13 protein-coding genes are annotated in these 10,178 nt (G+C 43.0%); 5 read left to right on the forward strand and 8 right to left on the reverse strand.

All coding sequences use genetic code 11. The annotated features are described in order from the left end of the window. A partial coding sequence (locus IM477_RS08980; protein WP_287731427.1) for a zinc ribbon domain-containing protein occupies window positions 1–278 on the forward strand: 278 nt, incomplete at its 5' end. Here IM477_RS08980 and clpP read toward each other — a convergent pair. The 3 genes from clpP to remA form a co-directional block, all read right to left on the reverse strand. Further along, window positions 259–900, reverse strand: coding sequence for an ATP-dependent Clp endopeptidase proteolytic subunit ClpP (gene clpP / locus IM477_RS08985; RefSeq protein ID WP_223210720.1), 642 nt, complete (start codon window positions 898–900; stop codon window positions 259–261). The genes IM477_RS08980 and clpP overlap by 20 nt on opposite strands. A gap of 118 nt (window positions 901–1,018) precedes the next feature. Next, on the reverse strand, window positions 1,019–1,573 hold the full coding sequence (gene gmk, locus IM477_RS08990; protein WP_147069694.1) for a guanylate kinase: 555 nt from the start codon (window positions 1,571–1,573) through the stop codon (window positions 1,019–1,021). Between the two features lie 12 nt (window positions 1,574–1,585). Further along, window positions 1,586–1,855 (reverse strand): extracellular matrix/biofilm regulator RemA, encoded by a 270-nt coding sequence (gene remA / locus IM477_RS08995; RefSeq protein WP_002737924.1) that lies wholly within the window; start codon window positions 1,853–1,855, stop codon window positions 1,586–1,588. A 442-nt stretch (window positions 1,856–2,297) separates the two neighbouring features. Between remA and IM477_RS09000 the strand changes: the two genes are divergently transcribed. Both IM477_RS09000 and psbV read left to right on the forward strand, forming a co-directional pair. Then, a complete protein-coding gene (locus tag IM477_RS09000; RefSeq protein WP_004268575.1) occupies window positions 2,298–2,504 on the forward strand; it encodes a hypothetical protein in 207 nt (68 codons plus the stop codon). Window positions 2,505–2,632: 128 nt separating this feature from the next. Beyond that, a complete protein-coding gene (gene psbV / locus IM477_RS09005; RefSeq protein ID WP_287731428.1) occupies window positions 2,633–3,118 on the forward strand; it encodes a photosystem II cytochrome c-550 in 486 nt (161 codons plus the stop codon). A 52-nt stretch (window positions 3,119–3,170) separates the two neighbouring features. Here the strand turns inward: psbV and IM477_RS09010 are convergent, their stop codons facing one another. Beyond that, window positions 3,171–3,872 carry a DUF3226 domain-containing protein gene (locus tag IM477_RS09010; protein ID WP_287731429.1) on the reverse strand — a complete coding sequence of 234 codons (702 nt, stop codon included), beginning with the start codon at window positions 3,870–3,872 and terminating at the stop codon, window positions 3,171–3,173. Beyond that, window positions 3,865–4,956, reverse strand: a complete 1,092-nt coding sequence (locus IM477_RS09015) for an AAA family ATPase (protein ID WP_287731430.1) — start codon at window positions 4,954–4,956, stop codon at window positions 3,865–3,867. Before IM477_RS09015 ends, IM477_RS09010 begins: the two co-directional genes overlap by 8 nt. A gap of 180 nt (window positions 4,957–5,136) precedes the next feature. Here IM477_RS09015 and IM477_RS09020 point away from each other — a divergent pair, with 180 nt between their 5' ends. Then, window positions 5,137–6,642 carry a UbiD family decarboxylase gene (locus tag IM477_RS09020; RefSeq protein ID WP_287731431.1) on the forward strand — a complete coding sequence of 502 codons (1,506 nt, stop codon included), beginning with the start codon at window positions 5,137–5,139 and terminating at the stop codon, window positions 6,640–6,642. 102 nt (window positions 6,643–6,744) lie between these two features. On the opposite strand, the gene IM477_RS09025 is transcribed toward IM477_RS09020, so the two are convergent. Genes IM477_RS09025 through ndhC form a run of 3 tightly spaced genes read right to left on the reverse strand, consistent with a single transcriptional unit; the run spans window position 6,745 to window position 8,402 of the window. Next, the gene (locus IM477_RS09025) at window positions 6,745–7,248 is read right to left on the reverse strand and encodes an NAD(P)H-quinone oxidoreductase subunit J (RefSeq protein WP_286826451.1); all 504 of its coding nucleotides are present in this window, start codon (window positions 7,246–7,248) and stop codon (window positions 6,745–6,747) included. Continuing rightward, window positions 7,249–7,992: a photosynthetic/respiratory NAD(P)H-quinone oxidoreductase subunit K gene (gene ndhK, locus IM477_RS09030; RefSeq protein ID WP_002760976.1), complete on the reverse strand. Its 744-nt coding sequence runs from the start codon at window positions 7,990–7,992 to the stop codon at window positions 7,249–7,251. It abuts the gene before it with no gap. Between the two features lie 47 nt (window positions 7,993–8,039). Then, complete coding sequence (ndhC, locus tag IM477_RS09035; RefSeq protein ID WP_002739390.1) at window positions 8,040–8,402, reverse strand: photosynthetic/respiratory NAD(P)H-quinone oxidoreductase subunit C; 363 nt, start codon at window positions 8,400–8,402, stop codon at window positions 8,040–8,042. A 496-nt stretch (window positions 8,403–8,898) separates the two neighbouring features. Here ndhC and IM477_RS09040 point away from each other — a divergent pair, with 496 nt between their 5' ends. Then, a complete protein-coding gene (locus tag IM477_RS09040) occupies window positions 8,899–9,528 on the forward strand; it encodes a calcium-binding protein (RefSeq protein WP_287731432.1) in 630 nt (209 codons plus the stop codon). The last annotated feature ends 650 nt before the right edge of the window (window positions 9,529–10,178 follow it).

Below are 10,178 nucleotides of genomic sequence, written 5' to 3' on the forward strand. Positions count from 1 at the left end.
CTAAGAGTATCAATGATGCAGGTTGGTCGCAATTAAGAAAATGGATAGAGTATTTTGGTATTAAATACGGCCGATTAACTATTGCAGCTAATCCAGCCTATACAAGTCAAGAATGCCTTAATTGTGGTCGGTTAATCCAAAAGTCTCTATCAGTCAGAACTCATGTTTGTTTGTGTGGGTATATAGAAGATAGGGACAAGATGGCGGCATTAAATATACTCAAAAAAATCTGGGTATACAGAGCCTACCCAATCATAACTATTTACTGGGAGGGTTAGAAGCGGAAGGACTGCGATCGATCACCTGATCGATTAAACCATAGTCTAGGGCTTCTTCGGCGGACATAAAGAAATCCCTTTCCGTATCCTCGGCGATGAGGTCGAGAGGTTTACCCGTATGACTAGCTAGGTGTTCATTGAGTAATTGTTTGAGATAGAGAATTTCTTTGGCCTGAATTTCGATATCGGTGGCCTGACCTTGGGCGCCGCCGAGGGGTTGGTGAATCATGATCCGCGAGTTGGGTAGGCTCATTCTTTTGCCCGGTTTGCCGGCACTGAGGAGAAAAGCCCCCATACTGGCAGCTAAACCAATACAAATGGTGCTGACATCGGGACGGATTTGATTCATGGTGTCAAAAATCCCTAGTCCGGCCGAAACGGAACCCCCGGGGGAGTTGATATACAAGTAAATATCTTTTTCGGGGTCTTCTGCTTCTAGAAAGAGTAATTGGGCGACGATTAGGTTAGCTAGGTCGCTGGTTACTTCTTGTCCCAAAAAGACGATTCTTTCCCGGAGTAGTCGGGAGTAGATATCGAAGGCGCGTTCGCCCCGGCCTGTGGTTTCAATAACGGTAGGAATCATTGCGCTTTCTTGTCTTGCTGCTGCGGTTAGTTTTTTGATTGTAACCTAGGGAATGGGGGATAGAGATTAGGGGAATTGGGGAAGTGGGGAAGTGGGGAAGTGGGGAATTTCAACTAAAACCCTAAAACCCCAAAACCTAACACCTAACCCCCAACAGCTAACGGCTAAAAATAATCTTCTCGATGGCATCTAGGGCGGTTTCTAGGTCATCGTTGACGATTTGATAGGGGAATTCCTCGCTGGCGGCTAATTCTTCTTGGGCGCGCTCTAGACGGCGGGCGATCGCTGTTTCGGCATCTTTGCCCCGGCCGCGCAAACGACGTTCTAATTCCTCGAAACTGGGGGGTAGGATAAAGATTCTCCTCGCTTCGGGGAAGCTTTGACAGACCTGTCTGGCTCCCTCTAATTCGATTTCTAGAATTACGGTCTGGCCTGTTGCTAATTGAGCAGCGATCGCTGATTGGGGTGTCCCATAGTAGTTGCCCGCGTATTCGGCCGATTCTAGAAATTCTCCGGCTGCCATTTTCTCCTCGAAACTGGGACGGTCGAGAAAGTAGTAATCTTCCCCCTCAATTTCACCCGGTCGAGGTGGGCGCGTAGTAGCGGATACGGACAGGTAGAGGTTAGGGAAACGAGTTAGTAAATGCCGGACTAGCGTACCCTTGCCCACACCGCTAGGGCCGGTAATGACAATTAATTGACCGGGTTGCATGGGGTTAATAACTTAGTTGCTACTATTAACAGGCGCTTCCTTGTTGACCACGAAACGGTGAGCCACGGTTTCTGGTTGAATGGCCGACAGCACTACATGACTAGAATCGGTGATGATCACCGCACGAGTCCGTCTTCCATAGGTAGCATCGATTAAACAGCCTTTATCCCGAGCATCACTGATGATGCGTTTGATAGGAGCAGATTCTGGGCTAACGATGGCGATAACCCGATTAGCGGAAACAATATTACCGAAGCCGATGTTGATCAGTTGTATATCCATAAGTTAACAAAGGTGCAGTCCTTTGTACAAAAGAGTGTGGAGGTATGATTACAATGTTATCGAGAAAGATTTAGCCTTACAACGCTAAAAATAACATTCTTAATCACATTTTAGTATTTTTTCAGGTTTTTTGCGATTTTAATTAAATTTGTTTACACGAGTCTCTATCTTAGGGAATAAAAAGGCAAAAGTCGGGAAAATTAGGGAATTTTGAGGGTGTGGGGTGATGGGGTGATGGGGTGTGGGGTGATGGGGTGTGGGGAGTGGGAGCTTTTTTCAGTGATCAGTAAACAGTAAACAGTAATCAGTGAACTGAAAACTCACATCTGATAACTGACTCCCGATCACTGATCACTGATCACTGTTAAGAATGTCCCCGGCAATGGCATGATAATTATGGTGACTAATAAGTATTCTCTATCCTTGGTGGGTGCGTTAGACTATGGGTTTTGCTGATCTATCGATCGCTGATATTGCGGCAGAGTACGATCTGGCCGATGAATCTGTGTTGTCACTTTGCGACCAATTAGGCATCTCCTATAAAGATCGGCAGACTAATCTCGCTCTAGAAGATGCTAAAGCAATTATCTCACTGATTTTATCCAAACGCTCAGGAGTAACCGCCTCGAAAACGGAAACGTCCCCTTGACTTTATTCCCAACTGCGATCTTCTCGGTGTCCGTGATCACTTAGAATCGATCGATACCCTCCCATAGGAGAAAATTTTTTAGTCACCTTAAAATTCCCTTTCTTGGAACAATTGCGAGTAGGAGAACAATGATCAAACGTTTGATTGTGGCAGCGATCGCTGTAGTTTTTTTTGTATTACAATTCAATCTTAACGGCGCTAGTGCCTTAGAACTCGATCAAGAAACCCTCACCATCACCCTCAATGATGCAGGGGAATCGGTGACTTTGACTTCTGAACAAGCGACGGAAGGACAGAAACTTTTTGTCGCCAATTGTACTAAGTGTCACCTGCAAGGTAAAACCAAAACTAATAATAACGTCAGTTTGGGTCTGGCCGATCTAGCAAAAGCGGAACCCCCCAGAGATAATCTGTTAGCATTGATTGATTATCTAGAACATCCCACCAGTTACGATGGTGAAGATGATCTGAGCGAATTCCATCCCAATGTTAGCCGTCCCGATATCTTCCCAGAATTACGCAATCTGACCGAAGATGATGTGTATAACGTCGCCGCTTATATGTTGGTTGCTCCCCGTCTAGACGAGCGCTGGGGTGGGACAATTTACTTCTAAATTGCACTGCATATATCCCTCGATCCCTCTAGATTTCTAGGGGGATTTTTGATTAGACAGCAAATAGTTGTAAAAATTCTTTGAGTTCATTTAATACCTCATGCTCAAAGTTCCAAATATGACGTTTGTTTTTCATAACATAATCAAATACATTCATACTGCATTTCCTGCCAGCTTGTTTTTTGTCTTCTGTGGAACAGGTATCAAATCGTAAATAGTTACTAATCCAAAACTTATCAAAATCTTTGTCTCTAATCGATTTTCCTTGCTTGTTTAAACAATTTCTCCAGTCTTCTAAACAATCCGCATAGGTGGAATCTTGACTTTTAATCTTCTTGAGAACTGTTTCTAGTTCTCCTTGTCCGTCCACATTTGTAAAATAACAAGCAAATTCTGTGATTTGATCTTCTATTGTTGTCAATCTATAAAGCTGACTGGTTTCCCTAATATCTTCCGCTTCTGGATACACCATTTTTAGACAATCGTTCAGCCAATTTAGTCGCTCTGTCTTAGTATCAGAATCTTGATCGATAATAATACCAACTTTAGGGATAGCTTTTTTACGAATAGTCGCCTTAATTTCATCGAAAGTGCTGGTTAATTTAGCTTGATCTAAACCCTGTAAACATTTATAGTCATCTTCCTCAAAGCAAATCGGTTTATCTAACTGAATTTTGGTAAAATTTAAGTATTGCACTAGGGCTTCGATAAAAATTTTATCATTCTTGCTCTCGACGATTAATAAGTTACTCACCTCTCACCTCATTGCCATGTTTTAAGGCGTACTCTAAAGTGCTTAATTGTCTTTTAATACCGATAATTTTATCAGTTCTGGGACTTCTGGCTAGTTCAAAATAGGCTCCCTGTTCTGGATAATATTCTAACCCCACATCGGCAAAAGCTTGGATCATCTCTAAACTATGGGTTGTGGCAAAAATTTGGCTATCTAGTTCGATAGCTAATCGGAATAAAGTTTTCCAAATATCTGGGTAAGCAGTATAGTGAAGACCATTTTCTATTTCATCGATAAAAATAATTTTTTGCGGATTAAGCAGCAGAGTAATAATTATCTCTATCAGACGATTAATAGCTTCACCAAACAGAGATATGGGTAAGCGTTTTGTCTCTTTTCTTTTCAGGTATAAATTTGGTTCGCCCAGAAAAAAACTTTCTATTTTTTTAATAGAAGGATCAAGTATTTGCAAGGCTTTTAGCACTTCTTCTTCCTGTTCATTAAAAGCTATTTTAGTATAGGACTCGCTCAATTCTTCCAAAGATTTATTGACAGATGCAGCAATGATTACTGGTTGATCATCACCCGCATCAGGTAAAGCTAGTATTCCCTCAGAACTAGCAATTAAAAAATAGTTCAGTTGACTATCTTTTGAGTCATTCTTGAGGTCAAAACTTGTGTGAATATTTAAGATAGAAATAACTGATTTATTTTTAGCGATAAAATCATATAATTTTTGCCAATCTTCAGAGATGCCTAGAACAGTATCTTGAAGAGAATCGGAAATCGATATTTTTACCAATTTATCCCCTTGATTAGATTGGGAGCCTTTTAACTCAATAATATTTTCTCTATCAAGATTGAATAATAAATTATCCCAAGCATTTTTGGGAACAGCCTGAACAACTGCTAAAGATTCCTTGCGAATAGATTCTCTGACTTCATGAATAGTATTTGGATAGGGATAACTATACAAAAATATTGCCTCTAACAAGGCAGTTTTCCCTGAATTGTTTTTACCACCAATTAAATTAACTCGCTCAAAACCTTCAATTTTGGTATGCTCAAAACATCTAAAATTACTAATTTCAATATCCTTAATCATGTTGACCTCTGGGCTGGATAAGCATAAATTTAGGCGTAGGAATGAAGCTGGCGAGATGGGGATTTTTTTACTTAATTCTAGACGAGAATAGCCTCAAACTCTCAAAACGGTGACTATCCCTGACGGAAACTGCCGCCCTAAGAGATAATAGAGACAGGGATTTATTTACATTTCTTCATCATGGCTAGAGACTTACGAGGATTTATTAAGCTTTTAGAAGATCGTGGGCAATTACGCCGCATTAGTGCATCGGTCTCTGCCGATTTAGAAATTGCCGAGATCGCTAATCGGATGCTACAGGTGGGGGGACCGGCCCTACTGTTTGAAAACGTGCAAGGGGCCGAGTTTCCCGTCGCTATTAACCTGATGGGAACGGTAGAACGCATCTGTTGGGCGATGAACCTGAATAAACCCGAAGAATTGGAAGATTTAGGCAAAAAACTCGCCCTGTTGCAACAACCGAAACCCCCGAAAAAACTCTCCCAAGCGATCGATTTTGGTAAAGTGTTGTTTGATGTCCTGAAAGCCAAACCCAGCCGTAACTTTTTCCCTGCCTGTCAACAGGTAATTTTAGAGGAGGATGAGGTAGATTTAAAGAAAATTCCGATGATTCGCCCCTATCTGGGCGATGCAGGCCAGATTATCACCCTAGGGCTAGTAATTACTAAAGATTGCGAAACGGGAACCCCTAATGTCGGTGTCTATCGCCTACAGCTACAGTCTCACAATACCATGACCGTCCACTGGTTATCCGTGCGCGGAGGGGCGCGTCACCTGCGAAAAGCGGCACAGATGGGCAAAAAATTAGAAATAGCCATCGCTTTAGGGGTCGATCCTCTGATTATCATGGCCGCCGCCACTCCTATACCCGTAGATCTGTCAGAATGGCTGTTTGCGGGATTGTACGGCGGTTCTGGGGTACAGTTAGCCAAGTGTAAAACCCTCGATTTGCAAGTGCCGGCCGACGCAGAAATCGTCCTGGAAGGAACAATTACCCCCGGAGAGGTATTGCCAGATGGACCCTTTGGTGATCACATGGGTTACTATGGCGGTGTGGAAGATTCACCCCTGATTCATTTCCACTGCATGACCCATCGTCGCGACCCCATTTATTTAACCACTTTTAGCGGTCGTCCTCCCAAGGAAGAAGCGATGATGGCGATCGCTCTTAATCGTATTTATACGCCGATTTTACGGCAACAGGTGTCGGAAATCAGGGATTTTTTCCTGCCGATGGAAGCTTTAAGCTATAAAGCGGCGATTATCTCCATTGATAAAGCCTATCCCGGACAAGCGCGACGAGCGGCCTTAGCTTTTTGGAGTGCCTTACCCCAGTTCACCTATACTAAATTTGTCATCGTCGTCGATAAGGAGATTAATATTCGCGACCCCCGGCAAGTGGTTTGGGCAATTAGTTCTAAAGTGGATCCGGTTCGCGATGTGTTTATTCTCCCGGAAACCCCCTTTGATAGCCTCGATTTTGCCAGCGAAAAGGTCGGTTTGGGGGGGAGAATGGGAATTGATGCCACCACTAAAATGTATCCCGAAACTGACCACGAGTGGGGGGAACCTTTGGAGTCGGATCCCGCCATGGCGGTCAAGGTTTCCCAACGCTGGTTAGAATACGGTTTAATCGATATTAATTTACAAGAAGTAGATGCCAATAAGTTTGGCTACGAAATGTAGATTTAACCGACTAAATACTCAAGAGCTTATCTTGTCCCTAAATCTCAAAAAAATCGGGCTAGAAATATCTTCTAACCCGATATTAGTGATTAATTTCTCGACTTAGTAAGCGTCCTGTAGTTCGTAGAATTCGGGAGAAACGTAATCTTTGCGTAGGGGCCAACCGACCCAATCTTCCGGCATTAAAATCCGTTTCAGGTGGGGATGTCCTTCATAAATAATGCCGAACATATCATAACTTTCTCGTTCTTGCCAGTCAGCTGCTTTCCAAATCCAGTAAACCGAGGCAACCCGGGGATTATCTCTGGGAAGAAAGACTTTTAAGCGCACTTCCACGGGACTATCGACATTATCGGTTACTTTGACCAGATGATAGAAACTAACTAATTCTTTCCCCGGTCCCAAATCGTAAGCACCCTGACATTGGAGATAATTAAAGCCATAAGCGTATAAAGCAGTGGCCAGAGGAATTAAAAAGTCTGCTTCTACTTTAATCAATTCCACACCACTATGGTCAGCTTCTAAAGCTTGATGATCAAAACCATTTTCGCTTAACCAAATCGAAGTGGGGCCAGCTTGCACAATAGCTGTCGTTTCTTCAGTCATTTAGATTTCTTCCTTTTGTTTCGTGGTCAAAAGAGCGGGGGGAACAGGCATACCGGTGGCTTCTAGCAACTCTTTCGGAGGTGCTTGACGGGTGGCCGATTGCAGATATTTACCCGTAAGAATCGGTTCCGTGGCCTGCATTTTGTGGGTAGTGCTGTAATAACGATTGGTTTGCTGGAGGACAGTCCCACGTTCTTGAATAGATTCGTTAGCGACTTTTTTCCGCAGTTTAATAATCGCGTCGATAATCGCTTCCGGACGGGGGGGACAACCGGGTATATAGACATCCACGGGGATAAGTTTATCTACCCCTCTAACCGCAGTGGTGGAGTCACTACTGAACATTCCCCCCGTAATCGTACAGGCACCCATGGCGATAACGTATTTAGGTTCCGGCATTTCTTCATACAGACGCACCAAAGCGGGGGCCATTTTCATGGTGATTGTACCGGCAGTGATGATTAAATCGGCTTGCCGGGGACTAGAACGGGGAACTAAACCAAAGCGATCGAAATCAAAACGGGAACCAATCAAGGCTGCGAACTCGATAAAACAGCAAGCTGTACCGTATAGCATCGGCCAAAGACTTGACAAACGCGCCCAGTTATACAGGTCATCAACGGTGGTGAGGATGACATTTTCCGATAAATCCTGGGTAACTTTGGTGCGTTCGATGGGATTGAGGATTTTTTCGCTTTGTTGTTCGATAATTTGCTTAAATTCGCTGGTAGGGTTGGGACTCATCGGGTTATCCTCTTATGAAAAGTCAAAAATAAGGAAAATTATGGCCGTTATGACCATTCTAAGGCTCCTTTCCGCCAAGCATAGACGAGAGCAACCACAAGGATAGCAATAAAGATCAGTGCTTCTACAAAAGCTAATAGGCCCAATTGATTGAAAGCTACTGCCCAAGGGTAGAGAAAGACGGTTTCCACGTCAAAAACCACGAAAACGAGGGCAAACATATAATAACGAATGTTAAACTGAATCCAAGCACCGCCGATCGGTTCCATCCCCGATTCATAGGTGGTGCGTCTTTCCGGACCACCACCACTAGGCCGCAGGACTTTGGAGGCCGTTAGGGATAGGATTGGTACTAAACTGCAAGCGAGCAGAAATCCTAGAAAATACTCGTAACCTTTGAGGACAAACACTGGGTTTTTTTTCTCCTTATTCGCTATCGACAGGGGAAGTTGTCGGCATCTCTATGGCTACTTATTATAGAGGCTTTAGCAACCCGTCTCCTTCTCAAAAGCAGCATTGAAGATGTTTATCCAGATTGCTCGTTAAGATTGTACGGGAGTGCTGGAGTTGCCAGTTCGAGCATTTGTCCTAAAATTTCCGATAGGCAGTATAGTTTGTTAATGCACAGGCTCCAAGCAGCGATCGCAATAAGAGGAGAGTATCTGGTGTGGGGATAACTTTAAGTTGGGAAAGTTGAGCATCTCATACGGCCGCTCCTTTTGACACCCCCCAGTCTGACGGCAAATCCTTGTACAGAAAAACTTTCAAGAGTTCTCAGCACCACTAGGGTATCCCCGGCCGGGGAGATAAATGTAAAGATTTATTAAATTGTAGCGTATGATACAGTCTGGGGGGGGGTAGAGTGCATATTGGTCACTATCTACAACTAAACAGGAGAATTGAGCCATGGCTACTTACTACGGCACAAGTGCAGCAGACTACTACAACTATACGGGAAGTGAACAACTCTATGCCTATGGTTATGGTGGCAATGATACCATTTACGGTAATACCAACGATGATCGTATTGACGGTCGCGATGGCAATGATCAACTTTATGGACAGTCGGGCAATGATATCTTATGGGGATGGGATGGCAACGATTATTTAGATGGGGGAACTGGTAATGACACTTTATGGGGAGAATCGGGAAATGATACCTTATTCGGGGGATTAGGAAATGATTATCTGAGTGGTGGTAATGGTAATGATCGCTTAACCGGCTCTACATCTCGATCTTTTAACAGCAATGAGTATGACACCTTAGTTGGAGGTGCTGGAGATGACATTTTTGTGCTAGGTGAAAGTGCTGGTAACTATTATCAAGGTAGTGGTTATTCCCTTATTGTTGAATATGTCGGCATACTAGACCGTATTCAAATTAAGAATACTGGTTCACTTCGCCTATCGTGGGAAAATTGGGCAGGTACTTCTGCTTTATTAGATACAGCCATCTATCAAGGAGGTGACTTAATTGGAGTCGTTCAAGATAACACCAGCATTTCGTTAACCAGTTCTTACTTTAACTTTGTTTAGCATCGCCTCGTAGGTTGAGTTGAGCGCAATAATAGTCTAGAGAAAACTTACACAACCTAATTCCTTGAGAATATTTAAAACCTTTCTATATCTAGAGAACGGGTTTCTTAAAGAAACCCGTTTTTTGGGCTTTTTGTGGTCGCTAATGCTTACTCTTAAATTGCTCGACACAACAGAATAAATATCCTCTTTATTCAGTCAGAAGTATCAGAGAAAACTAACATTTTGCTATGAGTTCTTGGCACTTTGACCACCATTAAATTTATGAGAAAAAAGAGAAAAAAATACCTTGAAGACTAGATAAATTATGGTAAATACTCTGCATCTCATATTTGTAAAAATATCATCTGGACAAGACACCATTAAGATAGGCACAACGTAAAGATAGAATAGAAGAAACGTTCTCATTATAGCGGTGTGCAGTCGTATGAGGTACAGTGTCACGAGCTATAAACCATGCTAGGCAAAGCTTGGTCTGTATCTCACTCAAGCGCTTACCGCTATATGACTCTTAAACTATATTATTGTCCTTGAGTAAAAAATGCAAGTTGTAGCCGTGCAAAGTATATCTATGCTTTACGACAAGCAAAAGCGATGCAATTGTCGCTACAGGAAATTAATATAGCGGTAAGCGCTTGAGTGAGATACAG

It is taken from the genome of Microcystis sp. M090S1 (assembly GCF_020246295.1).
Taxonomy (GTDB): domain Bacteria; phylum Cyanobacteriota; class Cyanobacteriia; order Cyanobacteriales; family Microcystaceae; genus Microcystis; species Microcystis aeruginosa.

Bases quoted from the DNA above. Each gene is read 5' to 3' on its own strand.
- ndhK (WP_002760976.1), bottom strand. From the start codon at position 7,992: ATGAGTCCCAACCCTACCAGCGAATTTAAGCAAATTATCGAACAACAA.
- IM477_RS09020 (WP_287731431.1), top strand. From the start codon at position 5,137: ATGGCTAGAGACTTACGAGGATTTATTAAGCTTTTAGAAGATCGTGGG.
- IM477_RS09040 (WP_287731432.1), top strand. From the start codon at position 8,899: ATGGCTACTTACTACGGCACAAGTGCAGCAGACTACTACAACTATACG.
- IM477_RS09025 (WP_286826451.1), bottom strand. From the start codon at position 7,248: ATGACTGAAGAAACGACAGCTATTGTGCAAGCTGGCCCCACTTCGATT.
- psbV (WP_287731428.1), top strand. From the start codon at position 2,633: ATGATCAAACGTTTGATTGTGGCAGCGATCGCTGTAGTTTTTTTTGTA.
- gmk (WP_147069694.1), bottom strand. From the start codon at position 1,573: ATGCAACCCGGTCAATTAATTGTCATTACCGGCCCTAGCGGTGTGGGC.
- IM477_RS09015 (WP_287731430.1), bottom strand. From the start codon at position 4,956: ATGATTAAGGATATTGAAATTAGTAATTTTAGATGTTTTGAGCATACC.
- IM477_RS09000 (WP_004268575.1), top strand. From the start codon at position 2,298: ATGGGTTTTGCTGATCTATCGATCGCTGATATTGCGGCAGAGTACGAT.
- remA (WP_002737924.1), bottom strand. From the start codon at position 1,855: ATGGATATACAACTGATCAACATCGGCTTCGGTAATATTGTTTCCGCT.